The sequence below is a fragment of the Lysobacter terrestris genome (assembly GCF_014489475.1).
GTDB lineage: Bacteria > Pseudomonadota > Gammaproteobacteria > Xanthomonadales > Xanthomonadaceae > Agrilutibacter > Agrilutibacter terrestris.
The window spans coordinates 519,687-545,301 of sequence record NZ_CP060820.1 but is presented as its reverse complement, the minus strand read 5'-3'; the positions used below and the strand labels follow the sequence as shown (position 1 = coordinate 545,301).

At 68.2% G+C, this 25,615-nt stretch carries 21 protein-coding genes; 15 read left to right on the top strand and 6 right to left on the bottom strand.

Going from position 1 to position 25,615, the window contains the following annotated elements:
- Positions 1-258: 258 nt before the first annotated feature.
- From H8B22_RS02580 to H8B22_RS02570, 3 genes are all read left to right on the top strand, one after another.
- Complete coding sequence (locus H8B22_RS02580; RefSeq protein WP_187712567.1) at positions 259-696, top strand: OsmC family protein; 438 nt, start codon at positions 259-261, stop codon at positions 694-696.
- A gap of 12 nt (positions 697-708) precedes the next feature.
- Positions 709-1,395 carry an alpha/beta fold hydrolase gene (locus H8B22_RS02575; protein ID WP_187712566.1) on the top strand — a complete coding sequence of 229 codons (687 nt, stop codon included), beginning with the start codon at positions 709-711 and terminating at the stop codon, positions 1,393-1,395.
- Between the two features lie 93 nt (positions 1,396-1,488).
- Complete coding sequence (locus tag H8B22_RS02570; protein WP_187712565.1) at positions 1,489-2,211, top strand: glycine zipper 2TM domain-containing protein; 723 nt, start codon at positions 1,489-1,491, stop codon at positions 2,209-2,211.
- 35 nt (positions 2,212-2,246) lie between these two features.
- On the opposite strand, the gene H8B22_RS02565 is transcribed toward H8B22_RS02570, so the two are convergent.
- Together H8B22_RS02565 and H8B22_RS02560 are read right to left on the bottom strand one after the other, a co-directional pair.
- Positions 2,247-3,044 (bottom strand): SDR family oxidoreductase, encoded by a 798-nt coding sequence (locus H8B22_RS02565; protein ID WP_187712564.1) that lies wholly within the window; start codon positions 3,042-3,044, stop codon positions 2,247-2,249.
- 164 nt (positions 3,045-3,208) lie between these two features.
- Positions 3,209-4,087 carry a PhzF family phenazine biosynthesis protein gene (locus H8B22_RS02560; protein ID WP_187712563.1) on the bottom strand — a complete coding sequence of 293 codons (879 nt, stop codon included), beginning with the start codon at positions 4,085-4,087 and terminating at the stop codon, positions 3,209-3,211.
- 181 nt (positions 4,088-4,268) lie between these two features.
- Between H8B22_RS02560 and H8B22_RS02555 the strand changes: the two genes are divergently transcribed.
- The 4 genes from H8B22_RS02555 to H8B22_RS02540 all read left to right on the top strand — a co-directional run bounded on the left by H8B22_RS02555 (position 4,269) and on the right by H8B22_RS02540 (position 10,641).
- Complete coding sequence (locus tag H8B22_RS02555) at positions 4,269-6,869, top strand: bifunctional aspartate kinase/diaminopimelate decarboxylase (RefSeq protein WP_187712562.1); 2,601 nt, start codon at positions 4,269-4,271, stop codon at positions 6,867-6,869.
- 76 nt (positions 6,870-6,945) lie between these two features.
- A complete protein-coding gene (murL, locus tag H8B22_RS02550) occupies positions 6,946-8,310 on the top strand; it encodes a UDP-N-acetyl-alpha-D-muramoyl-L-alanyl-L-glutamate epimerase (RefSeq protein ID WP_187712561.1) in 1,365 nt (454 codons plus the stop codon).
- Between the two features lie 10 nt (positions 8,311-8,320).
- Positions 8,321-9,724, top strand: coding sequence for a UDP-N-acetylmuramoyl-L-alanine--D-glutamate ligase (gene murD / locus H8B22_RS02545; protein ID WP_187713500.1), 1,404 nt, complete (start codon positions 8,321-8,323; stop codon positions 9,722-9,724).
- 116 nt (positions 9,725-9,840) lie between these two features.
- Complete coding sequence (locus H8B22_RS02540; protein WP_187712560.1) at positions 9,841-10,641, top strand: dienelactone hydrolase family protein; 801 nt, start codon at positions 9,841-9,843, stop codon at positions 10,639-10,641.
- A gap of 15 nt (positions 10,642-10,656) precedes the next feature.
- Here the strand turns inward: H8B22_RS02540 and H8B22_RS02535 are convergent, their stop codons facing one another.
- Genes H8B22_RS02535 through H8B22_RS02525 form a run of 3 tightly spaced genes read right to left on the bottom strand, consistent with a single transcriptional unit; the run spans position 10,657 to position 13,656 of the window.
- Entirely contained in the window at positions 10,657-11,682 is a 1,026-nt protein-coding gene (locus H8B22_RS02535; RefSeq protein ID WP_187712559.1) for a polyprenyl synthetase family protein, read from the bottom strand.
- A 55-nt stretch (positions 11,683-11,737) separates the two neighbouring features.
- Positions 11,738-12,529: a LytR/AlgR family response regulator transcription factor gene (locus H8B22_RS02530; RefSeq protein WP_187712558.1), complete on the bottom strand. Its 792-nt coding sequence runs from the start codon at positions 12,527-12,529 to the stop codon at positions 11,738-11,740.
- Complete coding sequence (locus H8B22_RS02525) at positions 12,526-13,656, bottom strand: sensor histidine kinase (protein ID WP_187712557.1); 1,131 nt, start codon at positions 13,654-13,656, stop codon at positions 12,526-12,528. Before H8B22_RS02525 ends, H8B22_RS02530 begins: the two co-directional genes overlap by 4 nt.
- A 347-nt stretch (positions 13,657-14,003) precedes the next feature.
- Here H8B22_RS02525 and H8B22_RS02520 point away from each other — a divergent pair, with 347 nt between their 5' ends.
- The 8 genes from H8B22_RS02520 to H8B22_RS02485 all read left to right on the top strand — a co-directional run bounded on the left by H8B22_RS02520 (position 14,004) and on the right by H8B22_RS02485 (position 23,370).
- Complete coding sequence (locus tag H8B22_RS02520) at positions 14,004-14,909, top strand: helix-turn-helix transcriptional regulator (RefSeq protein ID WP_187712556.1); 906 nt, start codon at positions 14,004-14,006, stop codon at positions 14,907-14,909.
- A 234-nt stretch (positions 14,910-15,143) separates the two neighbouring features.
- A complete protein-coding gene (gene ssb, locus H8B22_RS02515; protein ID WP_187712555.1) occupies positions 15,144-15,638 on the top strand; it encodes a single-stranded DNA-binding protein in 495 nt (164 codons plus the stop codon).
- Positions 15,639-15,702: 64 nt separating this feature from the next.
- Positions 15,703-16,758 (top strand): dTDP-glucose 4,6-dehydratase, encoded by a 1,056-nt coding sequence (gene rfbB / locus H8B22_RS02510; protein ID WP_187712554.1) that lies wholly within the window; start codon positions 15,703-15,705, stop codon positions 16,756-16,758.
- A gap of 43 nt (positions 16,759-16,801) precedes the next feature.
- Positions 16,802-17,689, top strand: a complete 888-nt coding sequence (rfbA, locus tag H8B22_RS02505) for a glucose-1-phosphate thymidylyltransferase RfbA (RefSeq protein WP_187712553.1) — start codon at positions 16,802-16,804, stop codon at positions 17,687-17,689.
- Positions 17,686-18,252: a dTDP-4-dehydrorhamnose 3,5-epimerase gene (gene rfbC, locus H8B22_RS02500; protein ID WP_187712552.1), complete on the top strand. Its 567-nt coding sequence runs from the start codon at positions 17,686-17,688 to the stop codon at positions 18,250-18,252. Before rfbA ends, rfbC begins: the two co-directional genes overlap by 4 nt.
- Complete coding sequence (gene rfbD / locus H8B22_RS02495; RefSeq protein WP_187712551.1) at positions 18,249-19,136, top strand: dTDP-4-dehydrorhamnose reductase; 888 nt, start codon at positions 18,249-18,251, stop codon at positions 19,134-19,136. The genes rfbC and rfbD overlap by 4 nt, the downstream gene beginning before the upstream one ends.
- 129 nt (positions 19,137-19,265) lie before the next feature.
- Positions 19,266-21,254 carry an alpha/beta hydrolase family protein gene (locus H8B22_RS02490; RefSeq protein WP_187712550.1) on the top strand — a complete coding sequence of 663 codons (1,989 nt, stop codon included), beginning with the start codon at positions 19,266-19,268 and terminating at the stop codon, positions 21,252-21,254.
- A 142-nt stretch (positions 21,255-21,396) separates the two neighbouring features.
- A complete protein-coding gene (locus H8B22_RS02485) occupies positions 21,397-23,370 on the top strand; it encodes an alpha/beta hydrolase family protein (protein WP_225876257.1) in 1,974 nt (657 codons plus the stop codon).
- A 217-nt stretch (positions 23,371-23,587) separates the two neighbouring features.
- Here the strand turns inward: H8B22_RS02485 and H8B22_RS02480 are convergent, their stop codons facing one another.
- Positions 23,588-25,591 carry a peptide MFS transporter gene (locus H8B22_RS02480; RefSeq protein WP_187712549.1) on the bottom strand — a complete coding sequence of 668 codons (2,004 nt, stop codon included), beginning with the start codon at positions 25,589-25,591 and terminating at the stop codon, positions 23,588-23,590.
- Positions 25,592-25,615: the final 24 nt, after the last annotated feature.

Sequence of the window (25,615 nt, the reverse complement as noted above, 5' to 3'; positions counted from 1 at the left end):
TTCTCCCGTGGTTGGGTAGGGCGTGTTGCCCAGGAAACTGGCCGTCATGGCTGTCCGCGTCGGAAGCGCTGCCATTCCCGAGCGTGCGCTCGGCGAGGGCGGTCATGGCGGGGTGCCGGCGGGTGGCCGGGGGAGCAACCATCCCGCAGCGGATGCGGCGGGTCAAGGGCGCCCGCAGCGCAGGCGGCATGAAGACCGCATCACAAAGCTAACGTGGCCGGCGCTACCCTGTGCGCCCTTTTTCCCGGAGCAGTGGACATGGCCTTCAAGCGCTACGCGGATGCGGTCTGGCAAGGCGACCTGCAAGCCGGCAAGGGCAGCATGAGCACGCCGCAGAGCGGGCTGTTCGCCGACCAGAACTACTCGTTCAAGACCCGCTTCGGCGACGAGAAGGGCACCAACCCGGAAGAGCTGCTGGCCGCGGCGCATGCCGGCTGCTTCTCGATGGCGCTGTCGGCGGTACTCGGCAAGTCGGGCTTCACCCCCGACCGGATCGAAACCCGCGCCGAGGCCACGATGGACCCCGGCATGGATCCGGGCCCGACGATCACCGGCGTCAACCTGGTCGTCAACGCGAAGGTGCCGGGGATCAGCGCCGAACAGTTCCAGCAGATCGCCGAAGCCGCCAAGGCCGGGTGCGTGATCTCGCGCGCGCTGGCGGTGCCGGTGACGCTGTCGGCGACGCTGCAGGGCTGAGGCACGGCGCGCGTGCGGCCACGGATCGGGCACGCGCTCGCGCTGCACGGCGCCGGCGGGGGCGGTTGGGAATGGAATGCCTGGCGCGGCGTGTTCACCGCATCGGGCATCGAACTCGCCACCCCGGACCTGCAACCCCGTCCGGATGGCTTGGCCACGACCACGCTGGACGACTACCGCCAGCAGGCGCGGGCCGCGCTGCTGGCCCTGCCGCGGCCGCGCGCGCTGGTCGGCGCCAGCCTGGGCGGGTTGCTGGCGATGCTGTGCGCGGATGCGGCCGATGCGCTGGTGCTGGTGAATCCCTTGCCGCCGTTGCCGTGGGCGCAGGCGCTGCCGGCGCGCGAATGGCCGGATCTCGTGCCGTGGCGGCGCGATGCGCGGTTGGCGTCGACGCGCCGGGCGTTGCCGGATGCCGACGCTGCGACCGCGTTGTTCGCTTATGCGCGCTGGCGCGACGAAGCCGGCGCGGTCCTGCGCGCCGCGCAGGCGGGCGTCGAGGTCGCCATGCCCCAGTGTCCGGTGCTGTGCATCGCGTCCAGTCGAGACGAGGACGTGCCCCCCGCGCTCACGCAGGCGCTGGCCACGGCATGGCAAGCCGGGCTGGTGATGGTGGACGCGCCGAGCCACGTCGGTCCGTTGCTGGGGCGCGCCGCGCCGGCCGTGGCGGCGCAGGCCGCGGCCTGGCTGTCGGCGAGGTAAACCGGCGCGCGCTGGCCGGCTGGATTCAGCCTGTATTGCCCGCCCCCGACCGACGATCCGCGCACGCCATTCCGGCGTTGCGGAGTTCCCACCATGAAGCGTCTGTTCGTTTCCACCCTGGCCCTGTGCCTGGCGGCTGCCACCGGGCTGGCTTCCGCACAGACGACGTACCGTTCTGCGCCCTACAACGGGCAGGACGCGAACGTCCGCTACGACACCGCCCGGGTGATCCGCGTCGATCCGGTGTTCGATTCGCGTTACGGCTCCAACTATCCGACGTCGAACTCGCAGCGCTGCTACCAGCGCGACACCTATGTGCGCGGCGACGGCAGCTACAACGGCGGTTACGACAACGGCGATTACCGCAACGATGGCTACTACCGCAACGACGGTTATGCCCGTAATGACCACGACGGTTACTACGACCAGTACGGCAACTACCGTCGCAGCAGCGGCGGCACGCAGACGGGTGCGACGGTCGCGACCGTGGTCGGCGGCATCATCGGCGCCGCGGTCGGCAGCCAGGTCGGCGGCGGCAGCGCCCGTTACGCGACGTCGGCGATCGGTTCGATGGTCGGCGGCATGGCCGGCCGCCAGGTCTACGAGCAGAGCCAGCGCCAACGCGCCCCTGACCGGGTCGGTACGGTGACGGTGTGCGATCCGCAACCGGCGGGCAGCGGCTACTACAGCAACGGCGAACGTTCGGTGGACGCGTACGACGTCACCTACGAATACGCCGGCCACCAGTACACGACGCGCACCAACTACCACCCCGGCGACCGCATCCGCGTGCGGGTGGACGTGCGGGCGGAGTGACGAAGCAGGGGCCCTCGGGCCCCTGCTTCTTTGTGTCAGTTGATCTTGAGGCGCCGCGCGAACGCCGTGTACCAGCGCAGCGGCAGGAAGCGCTTGATCAGCACCGCGACGCGTTCGACCCCGGCGATGGTGACCTCAAAGCGGTCGGCCTCGACCGCGCGCCAGATCTTCTCCGCGCACACCCGCGGGTCCATGCCGGCGTCGATGTCGTGGTCGGACTTGCCGTAGGGCTGGCCGCCGGGGCCCAGCGCGTTCACCGACACGTTGGTGCGCACGAAGCCGGGGCAGGCGAGGGTGAACTGCACCCCACGGTGGCCCAGCTCGATGCGGGCGCTGTCGAAGAAGCCGTGCAGCGCGTGCTTGGCCGCGGCGTAACCGGTGCGACGTGCCATCGCGATGGTGCCGAACACCGAACTCACCACCACGACGTGGCCGCGGCCGCGCGCGACCCAGCCCGGCGCCAGCGCCTTGGTCAGGGCGATCGGCGCGAATACGTCGATCTCCATCAGCCGCCGATACGCCGGCATGCCGGTGTCGAGCATCGCGGTGCGCTGGGAAATGCCGGCGTTGTTGACCAGCACGTCGATGGGGCCGAAGAAGGCCGCAGCCTGCGCGGCCAGCGCGTCGGCATCGCCGAAATCGGCGAGGTCGACCGGGAGGATGGCAACGTCCTGCGGGCGCGGACAGGCCTGGCGTACGCGTTCCAGTTCGGCTTCGCGCCGCGAGGACAGCACCAGCTTCGCGCCGCGCTGCGCGGCGAGCTTCGCCAAGGCCTCGCCGATGCCGCTGGAGGCGCCGGTGATCCAGACGACTTGGTTGGCGAGTTGGGTCATGGCGGACCGGCTTGTTTCTCAGTAATCAATGGTTGTTGTCGGTGCCATTTCACTCGTCATCCCGGCGCAAGCCGGGATCCAGCCGTTGCAGTGGCTTGAAGTTGGATCCCGGCTTGCGCCGGGATGACGAGCAAAAATCCATACGGCAACTGCAACGGGCCCGGTCACGCGGGCCAATCGATATGTCCGGTCACCACGTTGCACACGCGCCCGCCCGACCAGACTTCGCCGTCGGCGTCCACGTGCAGGTCGATGATCGCGTCGTGGCCGACTTCCCGGCCCTGGCTGATGCGGTAACGGCCGTCGCGGCTGGGCAGGGCGTCCCGCGACGCCAGCCAGGCTGCCAGCGTGGCGTTGGCGGCGCCGGAGGCGGCGTCCTCGAACCGCGCCGGTGCGCCGACGAAGGCGCGCACCGCGTAGTAGTAGATCGGGTCGGCGCTGCGGGCGTAGACGAACAGGCCCATGGTTTCGGTGGCCTGCGCCAGCGCGGCGATCGCGTCCCAGTCCGGCTCGGCGGCGCGCAGGGATGCCTCGTCGGCGAGTTCCGCCAGCCACCAGCGGCGGCCGCCGTCCATCAGCACCGGCGGCAGCGGGCCCAGGGCCAGGCCGCGCAGGGCCGGCGCCAGGCGCGGATCGCCAGGGGAAGCGATTTCCACCACCCGCGCCTTCGGCGTGCGCACGGCGATCGTCCGCGTACGCCCCTCGCCGACGACCTGCAGCGGCAGCACGCCGGCGATGCCTTCCTGGTACAGCAGGCCGTCGCGCGGTGTGGCCAGGCCGGCTTCCAGCACGGCGTGGGCGGTGCCGACGCTGGGATGCCCGGCGAAGGGCACTTCGCGGCGCGGGCTGAACATGCGGATGCGGTAGCTCGCGCCCGGCCGGGTGGGCGGGAAGACGAAGGTCGTTTCCGGCAGGCGCGTCCACTTGGCGATGGCCTGCATGGCGGCATCGTCCAGGCCCTGCGCGTCGAGCACGACGGCCAGCGGATTGCCGTCGCCGGGATTGCCGGCGAACACGTCCAGCTGCAGATAACGACGTTTCATTTGGAACGACTCATGGACGACAGGTCCGGTGGGGGTGGGAGCAGGCCGCTTCGACTAGAATCGCGTGTTCGTGCATGCCGCTTCAAAGCGCGGGGTCCGGCCAGCGTCGGATTCTAGAGGTCCGCGGCGCGCACGGGGCATTTCCTTTCCTCATCACCCTCCAAAAGAAGGACATACGTCAGTGACAGCGGGAGCGACTCCCTGGGTAGTACTCAAGTTCGGCGGCACCTCCGTATCGCGCCGCAACCGTTGGGACACCATTGGACGCCTCGCTTCGAAACGCATGGCCGAGGACGGCGTGCGCGTGCTGGTGGTGGTGTCGGCGCTGTCGGGGGTGACCAACGAGCTGCAGGCGATCGCGAACGCACCGATAGAAGCGCGCGACGACATCGCCGGGCGCATCGCCGCGCTGGTCGAGCGCCATCGCGCGTTCTGCGCCGAACTCGAACTGGACGCGGATGCGGTGCTGGGCGAACGCCTCGTCGCCCTGCAGGCGCTCGGCAGCGATCCGCGCGCGGCGCAACGCGCGCTGGACTGGCAGGCCGAAGTGCTGGCGCAGGGCGAGCTGCTGTCCTCGACGCTGGGCGCGGCCTACCTGCGCACGCAGGGCCACGACTTCGGCTGGTGCGACGCGCGCGACTGGCTCGATGCGGTGTCGCTGCCCAACGCCAGCCCGTGGGCGCAGCGCCTGTCGGTGAACTGCCGCCACAACGGCGATGCCGCGTTCGTCGAGCGTTTCACCCGGCAGGCCGCGCCGATGCTGATCTCGCAGGGCTTCATCGCGCGGCACGGCGACGGCGGCACGGCGATCCTCGGTCGCGGCGGCTCGGATACCTCGGCCGCCTACTTCGGTGCGCTGCTGAAGGCGAAGCGGGTGGAGATCTGGACCGATGTACCCGGCATGTTCACCGCCAACCCGCGCGACGTGCCCGATGCACGCCTGCTCACGCGCCTGGATTACGCCGAGGCGCAGGAAATCGCCACCACCGGCGCCAAGGTGCTGCACCCGCGTTCGATCGCGCCGTGTCGCGACGCCGGCGTGCCGATGGCGATCCTCGACACCGAGCGCTTCGACCTGCCGGGCACGCGCATCGACGCGTCGGCGGCGACCGTGCCGGGTGTCAAGGCGATCAGCCGCCGCAACGGCATCGTGCTGGTGTCGATGGAAAGCATCGGCATGTGGCAGCAGGTCGGCTTCCTCGCCGACGTGTTCGAACGCTTCAAGCGCCACGGCCTCTCGGTCGACCTGATCGGCTCGTCGGAAACCAATGTCACCGTCTCGCTGGATCCCAGCGAGAACCTGGTCAATTCCAACGTGCTGGAAGCACTCAGCGCCGACCTCGCCGAAGTCTGCCGGGTGAAGGTGATCGCGCCGTGCGCGGCGATCACGCTGGTCGGTCGCGGCATGCGTTCGCTGCTGCACAAGCTGTCGGACGTGTGGGCGACCTTCGGCCGTGAGCGCGTGCACCTGATCTCGCAGTCGTCCAACGACCTCAACCTCACCTTCGTCATCGACGAAGCCGACGCCGACGGCATGCTGCCGCAGCTGCACGCGGAGCTGATCCGCGGCGGCGCGATGCCGGTGCTGGATGCCAGCGTGTTCGGCCCGAGCTGGCGCGAGATCGCGCACGGCAAGGTCGAGCGCGCGCCGGCGTGGTGGGTGGGCGCACGTGGCGCGCTGCTGCAGCATGCGCAGGCGGGCACGCCGCGCTACGTGTACGACCTGGCGACCGTGCGCGAACGCGCGCGCGGGCTGCTGGCGGTGCCGGCGATCGACCGCTGCTTCTACGCGATCAAGGCCAATCCCAACGCGGCGGTCCTGCGCGCGATCGTGGGCGAGGGCTTCGGGCTGGAATGCGTGTCGCAGGCCGAGCTCGACCACGTCTTCGCCACGGTTCCGAACCTGTCGCCGCAGCGCGTGCTGTTCACCCCCAGCTTCGCGCCGCGGCGCGAGTACGAAGCGGCGTTCGCGCGTGGCGTCACCGTGACGCTCGACAACGTCGAGGCGCTGCAGCGCTGGCCGGAGGTGTTCCGCGATCGCACGTTGTGGCTGCGCCTCGACCTCGGTCACGGCGAAGGCCACCACGAGAAGGTGAAGACGGGCGGCGTGGCGGCGAAGTTCGGCCTGCCGGTCGCGCGCTTCGATGCCTTCCTCGCCGAGGCGCGCAAGCTCAACGTCCGCATCAGTGGCCTGCATGCGCACCTGGGTAGCGGCATCGACGATCCGCGCCACTGGCGTGGCGTGTACGCGGAACTGGCCGGCCTGGCCGACAGCGTCGGCACGATCGAGACGATCGACATCGGCGGTGGATTGCCGATTCCGTATACGCCCGATGCGCAGCCGTTCGATCTGGCGGCATGGCGCGACGGCCTCGACGAGATCAAGGCCGCCTATCCGCGTTACGGACTGGTGATCGAGCCGGGCCGCTATCTGGTGGCCGAATCGGGCGTGCTGCTGCTGGGCGTGACCCAGGTGGTGGAGAAGGACGGCGTGCGCCGTGTCGGCGGCGACGCGGGCATGAATGCCCTGATGCGGCCGGCGATGTACGAGGCCTACCACGGCATCCACAATCTGAGCCGGCTGGACGACGGCGCGGGCGTGGCTTTCGACGTGGTCGGCCCCATCTGTGAGAGCGGCGACGTGCTCGGCCGCAGCCGCCTGCTGCCGGCGGCGACCAGTGAAGGCGACGTGCTGCTGGTGGCCGATGCGGGCGCCTACGGCATGGCGATGGCGAACACCTACAACCTGCGAGCGCTGCCGGCCGAAGACGTGATCGGGTAGGCGGGCGCAAGCCCGCCTTCGATTGCTCACATTGTTCCAAACGGCGGGCCTGGGCCCGCCCTACGATGGTTCCGAAATGACTGACTGGAAATTCCAACGCGACGCGATCAAGGCCTTCCGCTTCGTGCGTTGCACCTTCGACGCGACGACCGGTGTCGCGCAGCTGGTGTACGCCTTCGACGACGGCCCCGAGCTGATCGAGACGGTGACCGTGCCCGGTGCGCCGTTCACTCTCGAAGGCGAACGCGCCGTCGCCGCCGAACGCGCGTTGCAGTTGCTGCACCTGATCGCGGGCGTCAGCTACTACAAGGCCGCGGTGCCGGAAGAGATCCGCATCGATTCCTACGCGATCGACGCCGACACGGCTGCACTGCTCGAGCTGATCTACGTGAACGGCCTGGGCGAATTTGCCTACCGCAACGGCCTGAACCTGCACGAGAAGATCCGCTTCCCCGTGGCCGCGCGCGATGACGCCACCCAGGCGCCGGCGCTTGGCCTGCGCGAACACGCGCTGGTCGCCATCGGCGGCGGCAAGGATTCGCTGGTCAGCATCGAAGCACTGCGCACGCTCGGCATCGGGCAGACCGTCACCTGGGTCGGTGGTTCGCAGCTGATCCGCGCCTGCGCCGAGCGTACCGGATTGTCGACGCTCAACCTCGGCCGCGCGCTGGCGCCGCAGCTGTTCGACTACAACCGCGAAGGCGCATGGAATGGCCACATTCCGGTGACGGTGCTGAACTCGGCGATCATGGTGCTTGCCGCGGTGCTGCTGGACGTCGACCAGGTCGTGTTCTCCAACGAACGTTCGGCGAGCTACGGCAGCCTGATCGAAGGCACCGGCGAGGTGAACCACCAGTGGTCCAAGGGCTGGGCGTGCGAGAAGGCGTTCGGCGAGCATGTGCAGAAGCACGTCGCGGCCGACCTGCATTACTACTCGCTGCTGCGTCCGCTCAGCGAACTCGCCGTCGCGCGCCAGTTCGCCAGGACCGACCACTACGACGCGCACTTCAGCAGCTGCAACCGCAACTTCCACATCATGGGCGAGCGCCCGGCCAACCGCTGGTGCGGGGTGTGCCCGAAGTGCCACTTCGTATTCCTGGCGCTGGCGCCGTTCATGCCCAAGCCGCGCCTGGTCGGCATCTTCGGCCGCAACCTGCTCGACGACCCGGCGCAGACCGCGGGTTACGACGCGCTGCTCGAATACCAGGACCACAAGCCGTTCGAATGCGTGGGCGAAGGCCGCGAATCACGCGCGGCGATGGCCGCACTCGCGGCCCGACCGGAGTGGCGCGAGGACGCGCTGGTGGAACGCTTCGCGCAGGAGATCCGCCCGCAGCTCGACGGCACGGAACTGGGCATCGAGCCGTTGCTGGTGCTCGATGCCGAACACCGCATTCCTGCGTCGCTGTGGGATCGCCTGCGTGCGCAGTTCACCGCCTGAGGCCGCACCGCTGGCGATCCGCCGGCTCGACGGCCGTCGCGTCGCCCTGTGGGGCTGGGGTCGCGAGGGCCGCGCCGCCTATCACGCGATCCGCGCGCGGTTGCCTGCGTTGCCGCTGACCCTGTTCTGCAGTGTCGGCGAGGCCGCGGACGCCGCAGCGCTCGCCGATGCGTCGCTCGCCGTGGAAACCGAGGCATCCGCCGCGCGGCTGGCGGCGTTCGATGTCGTGGTGAAGTCGCCCGGCATCAGCCCGTACAAACCCGAAGCGGTGGCCGCGGCAGGACAGGGCACGTGTTTCGTCGGCGGCACCGCGTTGTGGTTCGGCGAGCACGCCAACGCCGCCGGCTTCGTCGACAACGCCGTGTGCGTCACCGGCACCAAGGGCAAGAGCACCACGACCTCGCTGCTGGCGCACCTGCTGCGCGCCGGCGGCCACGCCACCGCGCTGGCCGGCAACATCGGCCTGCCGCTGCTGGAAGTGCTGGCGCCTGCGCCCGCGCCCGCGTACTGGGCGATCGAACTGTCGAGCTACCAGACCGGCGACGTGGCCGCGAGCGGCGCGCGCCCCGCGGTCGCCGTCGCGCTCAACATCTTTCCCGAACACCTGGACTGGCACGGCTCGCACGGGCGCTACGTCGCCGACAAGCTGCGCCTGCTGACCGAGGCGAAGCCGCGCATCGCGGTGCTCAACGCCAACGATCCGATCCTGTCCGCGCTGCAGCTGCCCGACAGCGAGATCCACTGGTTCGGCAACGCCGACGGCTGGCACCTGCGCGGCGATGCGCTGCACCGGGGCGAACGCTTCGTGCTGGACACGTTGCCGTTGCCGCTGCCCGGCCGCCACAACCGCGGCAACCTGTGCGCGGTGCTCACCGCGATCGAGGCGCTGGGTCTGGACGCGGTCGCGCTGGCGCCGCATGCGGCGGATTTCCGGCCGTTGCCGCACCGGCTGCAGACCGTGGGCACGCGCGATGGCGTCACCTACGTCAACGATTCGATCAGCACCACGCCGCACGCGAGCCTGGCGGCGCTGGACGTGTTCCGCGGCCGTCGCGTCGCGATCCTCGTCGGCGGGCACGACCGCGGGTTGCCGTGGGAGGAGTTCGCGCAGGCAATGCGCGTGTCTGCGCCGCTGGCGATCGTCACCATGGGCCAGAACGGCCCGCGCATCCACGACCTGCTCGAACCGCTGGCCGGCGAACACGGCTTCGTGCTCGGCGCCGCGGAAGACCTGGCCGACGCCATGCGCCAGGCGCAGGACGCGCTGGCGGGCGAAGGCGTGGTCCTGCTGTCGCCGGGGGCGCCGAGCTTCGGCGCGTATCGGGATTACGTCGCGCGCGGACGCCATTTCGCCGAGCTCGCCGGCTTCGATCCCGACTGCATCAGCGCGATTCCGGGGCTGGGTATTTCCTGAGCGCGCGGTCGCGGCCAGCGGCCAACATGCGCGGGGTCGCGCCTGCTGCCGCGGTGGCATGATCGCTTGGGTTCGCGGGGCATCGGGCCCGGCGGCCACACCGCGGAGACCACGCCATGTGCCGACTCGTCGCCACCCTCGCGCTTGCGGTGGGAATCTGCAGCCCGGCCTTCGCCGCCGTGCGTAACGTGCCGGTGGAATGGCAGGTAGGCGACGACAGCTTCCGCGGCATGCTGGTCTACGACGATGCCAGCGCGACGCCGCGTCCGGGCCTGGTGATGGTGCCGAACTGGATGGGCATGTCGCAGGCCAACATCGCGCGCGCCGCGACCATCGCCGGCGACGACTACGTGGTGCTGGTGGCCGACGTGTACGGCAAGGGCGTGCTGCCCCGGGACAAGGGCGAGGCCAGGGCGCAGGTCATGAAGGCCTATGCCGATGGCGGCCTGACCCTGCGCAAGCGCGCGGCCGCGGCGATGGCGGCGTTGCAGGCGCAGCAGGGCAAGGTGCCGCTGGATCCCGCGCGGATCGGCGCGTTCGGCTTCTGCTTCGGCGGTTCGGTCGCGCTGGAGCTGGCGCGCAGCGGTGCCGACCTGGCCGGCGTGGTCAGCCTGCACGGCGACCTCGACAGCTATCACCCGGCGCAGCCCGGTGCGATCAAGGCCGCGGTGCTGGCGCTGAACGGCGCCGACGATACTTCGGTGCCGGCCACGCAGATCGCGGCGTTCGAGAAGGAAATGGATGCGGCCGGCGCCGACTGGCAGTTCGTCAACTTCGGCGGCGCGCGCCACTGCTTCACCCAGCCGGAGGACACGCCGGCCGATCCGGCCGACAACTGCCGCTACCACGAGCGCTCGGCGCGGCGCGCGCTGGCGCTGCTGCACGCGTTCTTCCGCGAACGCTTCGCCCGGGAGTGACCGGGCGCGTCAAGGTCAGTGGTCGCGGTTGACCGCGTAGCGCGCCAGCCCGCGCAGGGCGGCGGTGTAATCGTTGCCGGCGATGCCGTCGAGCGCGCGCTGCGCGGCATCTGCGTATTCGAAGGCGCGCTGGCGGCTGTAATCGAGGCCGCCGGTAGCGCGGATCGCCTGCAGCACGTCGGGCAGCGCGTCGGTGTCGCCGTGTTCCACCGCGTGGCGCAGGCGTCCGCGGGTGTCGGCGTCGCTGTGCGCGATGGCGTGGATCAGCGGCAGCGTGGCCTTGCCTTCGGCGAGGTCGTCGCCCAGGTTCTTGCCCAGCGTCTCGGCGTCGGAGGCGTAGTCGAGCACGTCGTCGGCGATCTGGAACGCGTAACCCAGGTTCATGCCGTAGGCGTGCAGCGCATCGCAGGTCGCGGCGTCCGCGCCCGACAGCAGCGCGCCCAGGCGCGTAGCGGCGGCGAACAGCACCGCGGTCTTGCGCTCGATCACGCGCAGGTACGCCGCTTCGTCGGTGTCGGGGTTGCGCACGTGCAGCAGCTGCAGCACCTCGCCCTCGGCGATCTGGTTGGTGGTGTCGGCGAGGATGCGCATGACTTCCATGCGGTCCAGTTCGACCATCAGCTGGAAGCTGCGCGAGTACAGGAAGTCGCCGACCAGCACGCTGGCCGCGTTGCCCCACACCGCGTTGGCGGTCTTGCGGCCGCGGCGCAGGTCGGATTCGTCGACGACATCGTCGTGCAACAGGGTCGCGGTGTGGATGAATTCGACCACGGCCGCGAGCTGGTGCGCGTCGGGGCCGATGCCCTTGCCGCTGCGATCGCCGAGCGCGCCCGCGGCGAGCAGCAGCAGCATCGGCCGCAGGCGCTTGCCGCCGGCACCGACGATGTATTCGGCGACCTGGTTGATCAGCACCACGTCGGAAGCGAGGCGGCGCCGGATCAGCGCGTCGACCGCGGCCATGTCGTCGCGGGCGAGGGCCTGGATGGTGGCGAGGTCGGGCAGCGGGGCGCCGGTGGGGCGCAGGGAGGAGTCGGCGGACATAGCCCGCAATTATACGGACCGCGATACGGGCCGCGCCGGTAGGCCCGGTGCTGGCTCAGCGCCAGCGGCGCGCGTTGACGAGCTTGAGCACCGATTCCACGTAGTTCGGCCCGATCGCGTATTCGCCGCCGGAGGCGAGCGTGAGCGACATGCCCTTGGGGCCGCGCCGGTGCAGGCTGGCGACCTGGCGCAGGTTGACGATGGTGGAGCGGTGCACGCGCAGGTGCAGCGCCGGATCCAGGCGCGTGGCCAGCGAGCTGATCGTGTCCTTGAGCAGGTGCGACTTGCCGCCCACGTGCAGCAGCACGTAGTCGCCCTCGGCGGTGATGGCTTCGATGCTGTCGGCCGCGATGCGGACGATGCCGTCGCGGTTGCGTACCCAGAATTCGCGCTCGTAGGTGGCGCCGTTGTCGGGCGTCCCGGCGTCGCGCAGGCTGGCGATCAGCTGCTGCAGTTCGGCGAAGCGGACCCCGGCGGCGCGCGCCTCCAGCCGCGTGCGCGCCAGGCGCACTGCTTCGCGGAAGCGCTCGAACGACACCGGCTTGAGCAGGTAGTCCACCGCGTGCACTTCGAATGCGCGCACGGCGTGCTCCTGGTACGCGGTGACGAAGATGATCTCCGGCAGGTGTTCGCCGGGCTTGAGTTCGGCGATGGCGGCGAAGCCGTCCTTGACCGGCATCTGGATGTCGAGCACCGCGATGTCGGGTTTGAGTTCGCGGATGAAGGCCAGCGCTTCCTTGCCGTTGCGTGCCTTGGCGACGAGTTCGGCGTCGGGGATGCCGGCGACGGCTAGTTCGAGCCGGTCGAGCGCGATCGGTTCGTCGTCGGCAAGCAGGATGCGGATCACGCGGCGGGTTCCAGCGCCAGTTCTTCCTGCCACGGGACCTGGATCACGCTGCGCCAGCCGTGATCGAGCGGGCCGCTGTCGAGCGCGGCGTCGTCGCCGTACAGCGCCGCCAGCCGTTGCCGCGCGTTGGAGAGGCCGATGCCCAGGCCACTGCCGGCGTTGCCGTGGGCGCTGCCGCCGTCGTCCGCGACGCTGAGGAACAGCCGGTCGGCGTCGCGGCGCGCGCCGATGGCGATTTCGACGGGGCGATCCGAGCCGCCCAGTCCGTACTTGAGCGCGTTCTCCACCAGCGGCAGCAGGATCAGGCTGGGGACCATGGCCGCCAGGCAGTCCTGCGGAATGTCCCAGGTCACCTTGAGCCGGTCGGAGAAGCGCGCCGCTTCGATTTCGAGGTATTGCCGCAGCATGCCGACCTCGTCCGCCAGCGTGGTGAGCTGCGACGGCGTGCGGGCGAGGGTGTAGCGCAGGAAGCGCGACAGGCTCAGCACCATCTTCTCCGATTCGCCGGCGCGGCCCAGCACGATCAGGCCGGCGAGGGTGTTGAGCGTGTTGAACAGGAAGTGCGGGTTCACCTGCAGGCGCAGGGCCAGCAGTTGCGCCTGCTGCGCGGCGTTGGTCGCGTCGGCCAGCTGCTGTTCGCGGCGGCGCATCTCGGCATTGTTGCGCGCGGCGGCGTAGAGCGCGCACCAGGCGAAGAAATTCCACTGGTAGGCCTTGTAGGTCTCGCCCAGCTCCCAGCGCGTCATCCAGCGGTCCGGGTACATCTCGTAGTAGTTGGTGAAGTAGCGGAACACGTACTCGCCCGACCAGGTCACCAGCATCGCGGCGGGCAGGCTCAGCGCCAGCGCGTAGCCGAGCAGGCGCCAGGGGCGGTTGCTGTCGGCTTTCTTCAATGCGGCGTGGATCGCCAGGCACACGGCCACGCCAAACAGGCTGACGACGGTGCGCGCGGTCAGCGTCCCCGGCTCCATCATGCTGTCGCCGGGCATCAGGCTGAGCATGGTGCGCATGACGTAGTGCATCGCCCAGACCGCGAGCGTCAGCGCCAGCACGGTGCGGTCGAGGGGGTCGAGCCGGCGCAGGCCGGAACGGACGGCCTGGATGGCTTCGGGGCGGGAGTGGGTCATTGCACCTTCTGTCCTGGCGCGCGTCGTGCCGGCGCTGTGGTGTACCCGCGACCGGCGCGGGATGCAAGCGGGGGGCTAGCGGGAATTTCCGGTGCGGTGGAATCCCTGCGAACCGTTGCCGGGCGCGCCATGCGTGCGCCGCCGCAAGCGCGGGTGCCCGGGGCGTGCCGGTCGGCATTTTCGTCGTCGCAAAAGGCGGTTTCGTCGATTTTCCTGCGACTCACCGCCGTTTCCGGGCAACTCGGCGAATACCTCGCGCATCCCAACCGGGGTGGCGCTACAACGAACCTCGCCAGCCCCATCCATCCGTTTCGCCAGCGATCGTCAGGTCGTCCAAGGAGCCCGCCATGCCCGACACGTTCGTGACCGCGCACGACGCGCGCATGCCCTCCCCCCATGCGGCGGGGCTCCCCGCGATGCCGGTGCGTTTCGCCGCGGTTTCCCGCTCCGGGCGGGCGCGCACGCCGGCGGCGATGTTCTCGTTCTGGCTGCAGTTGCGCGGCAGCGCCCAGGTCGCCGCGGCCGAGGGCAGTTTCGTCCTGCGGCCGGGCGACTGGATCGCCCTGGAGCGCGGCTCGATGCCCGAAGTGCAATCGGATGGCGGGCTGACCCTGGGGCTGATGCTCACCGCCGACGTGATGCATGGCGCGCTGGATTCGGCCGACCGCGGGCTGCTGGTCGGACGCGGGACCATGCCCCTGCACGACCGCCGGATCGCCCTGCGCCTGTGGCGGCAATGCGCCGCGCTGCCCGCGGAGGCCGGCATTGCCGCGGTGATGCGCAGCCTGAAGCCGCTGCTGAAGCACTGGCAGGCGGCGCAGGAGCCGTTCGCGGAGATGATCGAGCGCTGCCCGGGGCGCTCCTTCCATCGCAAGACCCGGATCTTCTCGCGCGTGCAGAAGGCGCGCCTGTTCCTGGAGGGCAACCCGCAACGGATGCTGCGGATCGAGGACCTGATGGAGCTGACCCGCTTCTCCAGCTGGTGGCTGTCCAAGACCTTCCATGCGGTCTACCACGAGACCCTGCAGAAGGCCTCGATGCGCCTGCGCATGCAGCGGGCGCGTGACCTGCTCCGCGACAGCCACCTGTCCATCACCGAACTCGCCGAGGCCTGCGGCTTCCACGATCCGTGCAGCTTCGCCCGCCAGTTCAAGGCCTGGCACGGGGAAACCGCCTCGTCCTGGCGCGCGTGCCACCAGCCGGCGGCCACCGCCCCGGGGCCGGGTGGCGACACCCGGATGACCGCCTCGTAGCCGGCCCGCGGGCCGCCAGCAAACGTCCGGGACCGGCGTTTCGGTCGGTCTCCACGCCCCGAGCGGGAATTTCCCACGCTTCCGTGCGCCAGGCGCTGATGGCCTGGAGGGCGCGGATATACTGTCATCGCATCTGTCCGTCGCGACCGGCCTTCGGCCCTGCGGTCGGATCTTCGTATTTCTCCTATCTGGGGTTCCCGCGAGGGGATCTCCTTTCAAAAGGACCGCAACTCCATGGCACGTGGCATCAACAAGGTCATCCTGGTCGGCAACCTGGGCAACGATCCGGAAACCAAGTACACCCAGGGCGGCATGGCCGTCACCACGATCAGCCTGGCGACCACCAGCGTGCGCAAGGACAAGGACGGCCAGACCCAGGAACGCACCGAATGGCACCGGGTGAAGTTCTTCGGCAAGCTCGGTGAAATCGCCGGCGAGTACCTGCGCAAGGGCTCGCAGTGCTACGTCGAAGGCTCGATCCGCTACGACAAGTTCACCGGCGCCGACGGCGTCGAGAAGTACTTCACCGACATCGTCGCCGACGAGATGCAGATGCTCGGTGGCCGCGCCGAAGGCGGCGGCGCCCCGCGCCGCGAGTTCAGCGGCGGTGGTGAAGCCCGCCAGTCGCGTCCGTCGCAGCCGCAGGGTGGCGCGCCGCGCCGCGAGGCGGCCCCGGCGAAGGCGAACGATTTCGGTGCGGACTTCGCGGATGACGATATTCCGTTCTGAGCCGTGTCCGCGCATGCCGCCCGCGTGCATTGCAGAATCGGATTGATCTAAGGAAGGTGTTCGAGTGCCAACCTGGCTTGTGACCGGCGGTGCCGGTTTCATTGGCGGCAATTTCGTCCTCGAAGCGATCCAGAATGGGGTGCGCGTCGTCAACCTCGACGCGCTGACCTACGCCGGCAACCTCGACACGCTCGTGCCGGTCAAGGATGCCCCCGGGCACGTATTCGTGCAGGGCGACATAGGCGACGCGCACCTGCTCGAGCGCCTGCTGCGCGAGCGTCGCCCGGACGCGGTGATCAACTTCGCCGCCGAAAGCCACGTCGACCGTTCCATCGACGGCCCGGCGGCGTTTGTGCAGACCAACGTAGTGGGCACGCTCACTCTGCTCGAACAGACGCGCGACTATTGGAAGTCGCTGGATACGCCGGCGCGCGATGCCTTCCGCTTCCTGCACGTCTCGACCGACGAGGTCTATGGTGCGCTGGGCGACACCGGCAAGTTCACCGAAACCACGGCGTACGCACCGAACTCGCCGTATTCGGCGTCGAAGGCGGCTTCCGACCACCTGGTCCGCGCCTTCCACCACACCTACGGCCTTCCGGTCCTCACGACCAACTGCTCCAACAACTACGGGCCGTACCAGTTCCCGGAGAAGCTCATTCCGCTGGTCATCGCCAAGGCGCTGGCCGGCGAGGCGTTGCCGGTCTACGGCGACGGCATGAACGTCCGCGACTGGTTGTACGTGGGCGACCATTGCGCGGCGATCCGCCGCGTGCTCGAGGCGGGCCGCGTGGGCGAGACCTACAACGTTGGCGGCGACGCCGAACGCACCAACATCGTCGTGGTGAAGACGATCTGCGCGCTGCTCGACCAGCACCGGCCGCTGGCGGGCGGTCGTGCCCGCGAGTCGCTGATCGCCTACGTCAAGGATCGCCCCGGTCACGATCGCCGCTATGCCATCGATGCCTCCAAGTTGCGGGACGAGCTGGGTTGGGCGCCGACGGTGACGTTCGAGCAGGGCATCGCCCGCACCGTCCAGTGGTACCTGGACAACCAGCCATGGGTGCAGCGCGTGCTGGACGGCAGCTATCGCCTGGAGCGCATCGGCGCTGCCGCCTGATACCGTTCCCGTCCTGCCAATACGAATTCCTGAGGGGGATTTCATGACCCAACGCAAGGGCATCATCCTTGCCGGCGGTTCCGGCACCCGGCTGTACCCGATCACGCAGGCCATCAGCAAGCAGCTGCTGCCTGTCTTCGACAAGCCCATGATCTATTACCCGCTCAGCGTGCTGATGCTGGCGGGTATCCGCGAAGTGATGATCATCAACACGCCGCACGAGCAGGCCCTGTTCAAGAACCTGCTCGGCGACGGCTCCCAATGGGGCATGAAGATCGAGTACGCGGTGCAGCCGAGCCCGGAAGGGCTCGCCCAAGCGTACCTCATCGGCCGCGAGTTCGTTGCCGGGCAGCCGAGCTGCCTGGTGCTGGGCGACAACATCTTCTACGGCCATGGCCTGACCGAACTCCTCAAGCGCGCCGCTGGCCGCGAACATGGAGCAACGGTTTTCGGCTACTGGGTGAGGGATCCCGAGCGCTACGGCGTCGTCGAATTCGATGCGAACGGCAAGGTGGTGGGGCTGGAGGAAAAGCCGGCCAAGCCCAAGTCCAGCTACGCCGTGACCGGCCTGTATTTCTACGACGGTCGCGCCAGCGAATTTGCCGCCCGCTTGAAGCCCTCGGTGCGTGGCGAGCTCGAGATCACCGACCTCAATCGCTGCTACCTCGAAGATGGATCGCTGCAACTGGAACGGATGGGGCGCGGCTTTGCCTGGCTCGATACCGGTACCCACGAGTCGCTGATCGAGGCGTCCATGTACGTGGAAACCATCGAGAAGCGACAGGGCCTGCGCGTGTGCTGCCCGGAAGAGATCGCCTATTTCAATAGATGGATCGATGACGCCCAGCTGCGCGACCTGGCCACGCCACTCGCGAAGAGCGGCTATGGCCAGTACCTGCTCAGCCTGCTCGAACACGGGCGCTTCGAGTGAAGGTCATCGAAACCGACCTGCCGGGTTGCATCGTGGTCGAACCACAGGTGTTCGGCGATGCGCGCGGATTCTTCTTCGAGTCCTTCAACAACGACAAGCTGGCGGGCCATGGCCTGGACCTGAAGTTCGTCCAGGGCAACGTGTCGTCTTCCAGTCGCGGCGTGCTGCGCGGCTTGCATTACCAGTGGCCCAAACCGCAGGGCAAGTACGTATCGGTCATCGAGGGCGAAGTCTGGGACGTCGCGGTCGACATTCGCCGCGGCTCGCCTACCTTCGGGCAGTGGACCGCCGTCGTGCTGAGTGCGGAAAACAAGCGGCATTTCTGGATCCCCGAAGGCTTCGCCCACGGCTTCGTGGCCCTGAGCGAGCGTGCGGTGTTCAGCTATCTGTGCACCGCCACCTACGACGCCAAGGCGGACGCGGGGATCCGCTGGGATGATCCGGCGCTGGCCATTGACTGGCCGGTCACGGATCCGCAGCTGTCGGACAAGGACGCACGCGCTCCGCTGCTGGCGGACGTTGCTGTCGATCGCCTGCCGGTTTATCCGGTTTCCGGCGCATGAGGATCCTGCTGCTTGGCGGCAACGGTCAGGTCGGCTACGAACTGCACCGCAGCCTCGCCCCATTGGGCGAAATGACGGTCACCACCCGCAACGGCGTGCTGCCGGATGGGGGCGCATGCGAGGTTCTCGACATGTACGCCCCGGAGACGTTCGCGGCGGTGCTTGATCGGGTGATGCCCGACGTCGTCGTCAACGCCACGGCGCATACCGCGGTGGATCGCGCCGAAGACGAGCCAGAGTTGGCCTTCCTGGCCAATGCTGAAGCGCCTGCAGAACTCGCGCGGCTGTGCGCGATGCGCGGCGCAACGCTGGTGCATTACTCCACCGACTACGTCTTCGACGGCAGCGGAGTTGGGCCGTACCGCGAGGACGACCGCACCGCGCCCCTGGGCGTGTATGGCGCCAGCAAGCTTGCCGGCGAGCAGCACATCCAGGCCAGCGGCGCGTCGCACCTGATCCTGCGTACGGCATGGGTATATGCCACGCGTGGCAACAATTTCCTGCGCACCATGCTGCGGCTGGGCGGCGAGCGCGATGAGCTGCGCGTGGTTGCGGACCAGCGCGGCGGCCCGACGCCCGCATGGCTGATCGCCGATGTCACGGCACAGATCCTCGCTGGTGGCATCCGGGCGTCCGGCGTCCGTCATCTTGTCGCCGAGGGCGAAACGACCTGGCATGGCTTTGCCGAAGCGATCTTCGAAGAGGCCTGCGCGCGTGGCCTGATCGCGCGTAGTCCGCGCGTGGTGCCGATCCGAACCGACGAATACCCCACCCGCGCGCGTCGCCCGGCGTACTCCGTTCTGGAAACGTGCCTGCTGCAGGTTGAATACAACCTGGTCCTGCCGGATTGGCGCGCGGCGCTGGCCACGACACTGGCACGCTGAACGTGATGGCGCGTCTCTCGCGCCGCCTCAATCCGATGGTAGGCTTGCCCCGGGGACGAACGGGCCCGCGTGCAATGCGCGGCGTGCTCGTCGATTGAGTAACAACGGGCAAATGGGAAGCCATCAAACATGAAGCAAGTAGCCAAGCTCCTGGCCGGCATGGCCGCACTGGGATTCGTTTCGGCCGCAGCCGCGGTCGATGTGGATGCCTACGTCCGCAAGGATATGTTCGAGGAGATCAAGCTTTCGCCCAATGGCGAGTATTTCGCTGCCACGCTGCCTAAGAGCGATCGCACTTCGCTGGTGGTCCTGCGTCGCAGCGACAACAAGGTGATGTCGAACGTGTCGGGCGGCTCGCACACCGTGGTCGCCGATTTCGACTGGGTGAGCGCCGATCGCGTCGTGGTCAGCCTGGCCGAAAAATTCGGGGCGCTCGCGAAGCCCCAACTCACCGGCGAACTGTACGGCGTCAGTGCGACCGGTGGTTCCGGCGAGATGCTGGTCGGGCAGCGCCTGCAGGGCGCTGGACTGGGCACCAAGATCCAGCCCAAGAAGGTCGAGGCAATTTGGGCATTCCTCGTGGACGACCTGCCTGCGGACGACAAGAACGTGATCATCTCGGTGAGCCCGATGACGGACGATCCGTTCACCCGCGTCGACCGGATGGACGCCTACACCGGTCGCAGGCACCAGATCGCGCGTGCGCCGGTACGCAATGCATGGTTCTCCACCGACAACGCCGGTGTCGTGCGCTTCGCCTCGGGCGCCGGCGTGGACAACGTGCGCAAGCTGTACCACCGCAGTGGCGAGGGCGTGGAGTGGGATCTCGTCTCGGACGAGGCCGTGACGCACCGCGCCGAGCATCCCATCGGTTTCTCGGAAGACAACCGCACCGCGTACCTGCAATCGGAGCAGCCCAAGGGCCCCGATGCGATCGTGGCGTATGACACGGTTACCGGCGAGCGCAAGGTAATCCTGCGTGACGACGACAGCGATCCGGTGCGCATCATCTATCACAATGGCACGCGGATTCCGGTCGGCGCCGTATTCATGGATGGTCGTCCGCGGACGGCGTTCTTCGATGACAAGTCGAAGGAAGCGATCCTTTACCGTAGTCTCGAAGCCGCCTTCGGCGGGGATGCGGTGAAGATCACGTCGCAGACCAGCGACGGTCGACTGGCACTGGTGGAAGTGTCCAGCGACCGCAGCCCCGGCGACTTCTACATCTTCGATACCGTCGCGAAAAAAGCCGAACATCTGCTCAGCCGGCGCCAGTGGTTCGATCCCGACAAGATGGCTTCCATGCGTCCGATCACGCTCAAGGCGCGTGACGGCCTGACGCTGCATGGCTACGTCACCGCGCCCAAGGTTGCGGCAGGCACCAAACTGCCCATGGTGGTGATGCCGCATGGCGGGCCGTTCGGCGTGCAGGACAAGTGGGGCTTCGACGGCGAGGTGCAGATGCTTGCCGACGCGGGTTACGCGGTGCTGCAGGTCAATTTCCGCGGGTCGGGTGGCTATGGCGCGGAATTCATCGAGGCCGGTGCGCGCCAGTGGGGGCTGACGATGCAGGATGACCTCACCGACGCGACGCGCTGGGCCATCCAGGAAGGCATCGCGGATCCATCGAAGGTCTGCACCTACGGCGGCAGTTACGGTGGTTATGCCGCGTTGATGGGCGTCGCCAAGGAGCCCGCGCTGTACCGCTGCGCAGTGGGGTATGTGGGCGTGTACGACCTGCCCACCATGCATACCGATGGCGACATCCAGCGGCGCGGTTCGGGCGAGACCTACCTGCGCGAATGGATCGGCGAGCGAACGGCGCTGGCGGACACCTCGCCCAGCCGCATGGCCGCGAAGATCAAGGCGCCGGTGTTCCTGGCGGCAGGGGGAGAGGACGACCGCGCGCCCATCAAGCACAGCGAGATGATGGAGAAAGCGCTGCGCAAGGAAGGTGTAGCGGTGGAAACCCTGTACTTCGCCAATGAAGGCCACGGCTTCTACGTGGAAGCGAACCGGCGCGAGTACTACACGCGCTTGTTGTCGTTCCTGGGCAAGCACCTTGGTGGTGAAGTGGCTTCGGCCGCAGCCGCTTCCGGCGGTGCGACAGCGAAGTAAAGTCGCTTTGGGATCGCACGGCGAGAAGACGGCACCGTAGGGTGCCGTTCTTCTTTGGCCAGCAGCCCATGCGCTCCGAAGTGTGACTGCGGTACTCTTCGGCTTGGGCCAAGCAGAACTTCAATCTCCAGGGGATAGTGCAATGAGCAAGCTTTACGGGGCCGCGTTGGCCCTGATGCTGCCGGGCGTAGTCGCGGCAGCTCCGTCGATCGCGGATTTCGTCAAGCATCCGACCTACAGCGGCGTGAAGATCTCGCCGAATGGCGAGTACCTCGCCATGACGGTCGATCGCGGTGACCAGGACGTGCTGACGGTGCTCCGTACCAAGGATCTGAGCCTCGTCAAGGTGAACCAGCTGCCGGACGACAAGAGCGTCGGCAACTTCTACTGGGTCAGCCCCGAGCGCCTGATGTTCAACTCGGTGCAGAAGTTTGGCCGCTTCGCCAGGCCGTTCGGCACCGGCGAGTGGTACGCAGTCAATGCCGACGGCAGCCAGCCGCGCCCGCTGGTGTTCTACGGAACCCGCGACGCCACGCAGAAGGGTAAGCAGGTAGGGGCCGAGAGTTTTTCGCTGTTGGACACCCTGCGCGACGATGACACCAACGTGCTCATGTCGGTGAATTACCCGCGCTCCAGCGACGGCGCCGGCACCGAGGTCGTGCTGTTCGACACGCTGAGCGGTCGCAGGAAGTCGCTGGCGCGTGCGCCACGCGAGAACTGCGAGATCGCCCTGGACGCCGCCAAGACGCCGCGCTTCGCCGTCTGCTACGACCAGGAGGACGCGCAGGGCAACTACGACTCGCACAACGAGCTCTATCGCCGCGGCGACGACGGCAAGTGGACGCTGGTGAACAGCTCGAAGGTGTCGGGCAAGCGGCTTTCCGTCGTGGGCACCGCTGGCGACGGCCGCGTCTACGCCACGCAGAGCGACGGCAAGGCGCCGGAGGCGTTCGGCACCATCGATACGGCCACGGGCACCTTCCAGGAGCTCTTCAGTGATCCGGTTTCGGATCCGGCCAGTTACATCATGTCGGCCGACGACGAGACCGTGCTGGGCGTTGTGACGGAAGCCGGCGCGCCGCGCGTGAAGCTGATCGAGGAATCTCATCCGGACGCCGAGATCTATGCATCGCTGGCAGGTGCGTTCCCGGGCCAGTTCGTCGATTTCTCCAGCGCGACCAAGGACGGCAAGAAGATCGTCGTTTCCGTCTACAGCGACAGCAATCCCGGCGAGCTGTACCTGTACGACCGTGATACCGGCAAGGCGCGCTTCCTGATGCGCGGCCGCCAGTGGCTCGATGCCGAGCAGATGGCGCGGGTGAAGTCCTTCTCCATCACGACCCGCGATGGCCTCAAGCTGCACGGTTACCTGACGATCCCGAAGGGCTCGTCTGGCAAGAACCTGCCGATGATCGTCAACGTCCACGGTGGCCCGATGGGACCGCGCGACAACTGGGGGTTCAACTGGGAAACCCAGTTGCTCGCCAGCCGCGGCTACCTCGTCATGCAGGTCAACTACCGCGGTTCGGGCGGCTTCGGCAAGGCCTTCCAGGACATGGCCTATGGTCAGTGGGCCGACGGCATCATGAACGACGTCCTCGACGCGACGAAGTGGACGATCGCGCAGGGCTACGCCGACAAGGACCGCGTGTGCATCTACGGCGGCAGCTTCGGCGGCTATGCCTCGCTGATGGCGCCGACCCGCGAGCAGGGCGTGTTCAAGTGCGCCTTCGGCTACGTGGGTGCCTACGACGCCGACGTGCAGATGACGCTAAGCGATACCAGCAAGCGCGAGGACGGCATCCGCTACCTCAAGCGCGCGCTGGGTGACACCAAGGCCGAGCGCGACCGCGTGATGCCGGTGAACCACGCCGACAAGGTGAAGATCCCGGTCTACCTCGCCGCCGGTGCCCGTGACCCGCGCTGCCCGCCGGAAAACACCGAGCGCATGTACAAGGCGCTGATCAACGCAGGCAACCCGCCGGAAGGCATGATCATCCAGTCGGGTGAAATGCACGGCTTCTACAAGGAAGAGAACAACCTCAAGCTGTACACCGAGATGCTGAACTTCTTCGACCGCCACATCGGTCCGAAGAAGGTCGCGCAGGGCGGTTGAGCGGAATGCGATACGAAAAACGGCGCCCTCGGGCGCCGTTTTTCTTTGCGCGGAATTCAGCGCCCATCGGTGTGCCCGGGAGGCGGCATCTACCTCTCCCGCAGTCGCCGCATCGGTTCGAAGCGAAGTGTGCCGGGTGGTGGCGCGGAATCCGCTATGAAAAACGGCGCCTTGGGGCGCCGTTTTTCTTGGCCGTCGTGCCGGCCGGAGGGCTACATCACTTCACCCCGTGCATCATCCGCCGCAGCAGCGGCGAGGCCAGCAACGCGACCACCGCGCAGCCGATGCCCAGCCACATCAGGAAGTTGAACAGGTCGGCGTATTTGGCGGCGGCGTCGGCGATCACCATGGTTTCGCCTTCCGGCACGTCGATCGCGGCAAGCTTGCCGAACAACGCCGCCAGCGTTTCCGAGAACGCGGTGGCGAGGAACCAGGTGCCCATCATCAGGCTGACCACGCGTGGCACCGACAACTGGGTCACCGCGGACAGGCCGACGGGGTACAAGCACATCTCGCCCAGTTCGAGCAGCAGGTAGGCGAGCACCAGCCACCACACGCTGGCCATCGCGCCGGTCGCACCGGCGTGCTGCGCGGCCCACACCAGCGGCAGGAAGCTCAGCCCGCCGAAGAACAGGCCCATTGCGGACTTCGTCGGCTTGGAGGGGTCGAGCCCGCGCCGGTCCAGCCACGCCCAGATCACCGAGAACAGCGGTGCCAGCAGGACGATGAACAGCGCGCCCAGGTAGGTCAGCGAGCCCGCGGTCTGCGGCAGGACGACGGCATCGCGCAGCAGTCCCAGCAGCATGACGATCACGGTGGCACCGAACAGCAGTCGCGGCAGCGGCGACGCCGGATTGCGGTCGGAGACCGACGCGGCGACGACGAAGGACACGGGTCCCAGCAACAGCGAATAGGTCGACCACGGCGCCGACGCCATGAACACGCGCAGGTTCGCCAGCCAGCCCTCGCCCCACTGCACGGCCGGCTGCGCCTGCACCAGCGAAGGCGCGATGTCCTTGGTGAGCAACCGGTCGGTGAAGGTGACCCACGAGCCGTAGGTCTGCTCGTACAGCGTGTAGAACACCAGCGCGGCGAAGATCAGCACCATCATCGCGCCCATGCGCTGCGCTTCGACCTTCGAGCAGCCGCGGGTGACGAAGCCCACGTACCAGAAACCCACGACCAGAAACACGACCGACATCAGCACCAGCGCCAGTGTCGATTCCTCGATGAAGAAGTCCAGCACGCCGTAACGGTGCGACAGCCAGATCACGACGGCACCCAGCAGCGCGAATGCGAGCAGCGAAGGCACGTAGGCGGCGAGCCCCAGGTTGCGCTCGTCGCGCCGCCACGAATGCCACATCGACCAGACGATGCCGGCCAGCGCCATCACCACGATGCCGTAGGTCCAGCGCACCACGTCCGGGCCGAGCTGGATCGACGTCACCGCATGCATCAGCCAGGCCACCGGCAGCAGGCCGAGCAGGGCGCCGCCGTAGATCGACCATTCGCGCGGCTGCGGCAGCGGCGCCGGCGGTTCGCCGACGCCGCGCAGGTACTTGCGACCCCAGATGAACTGCGCGAGCCCGAGCAGCATGCCGATGCCCGCCGCACCGAAGCCGTAGCGCCAGCCCAGGGTCTGGCCGAGATAGCCGCACACGATCGAAGCGAACAGTGCACCGAGGTTGATGCCGGCGACGAACAACGAGAAGCCCGAGTCGCGGCGCGGATCGTTTTCTGCGTAGAGCTGCCCGACGATGGTCGAGACATTCGGCTTGAGGAAACCGACGCCCATGATGATCAGCGCCAGCGACAGGTAGAAGATGCGCAGCGCGCCCTCGTCGCGCACCACCACGCCGTTGACGGTCGTGGCCGCATGGCCCTCGAACGCCATGCCGGCGTGGCCCGCGACCAGCAGCAGGCCGCCGAAGATCACCGCCTTGCGCATGCCGAGGAAACGGTCGGCGAGCAGGCCGCCGATCACCGGCACGCAGTACACCAGGCCGCCATAGGCGCCCAGCACGTCCAGCCCCGCGCGGTCGCCGAACTTGTGGTGCTGCAGCAGGAACAGCAGCAGCAGCGCCTTCATCCCGTAGAACGAGAAGCGCTCCCACATCTCGGTGAAGAAGCAGACGTAGACGCCCTTGGGATGACCGAGGAAGTCGTCGGTGGCGACTGCAGCGGCCTGGCGGCCCGCGGCGGCGGTGGAAAGGACTGACAAGCGGAACCCCCGAATCGGTTTACG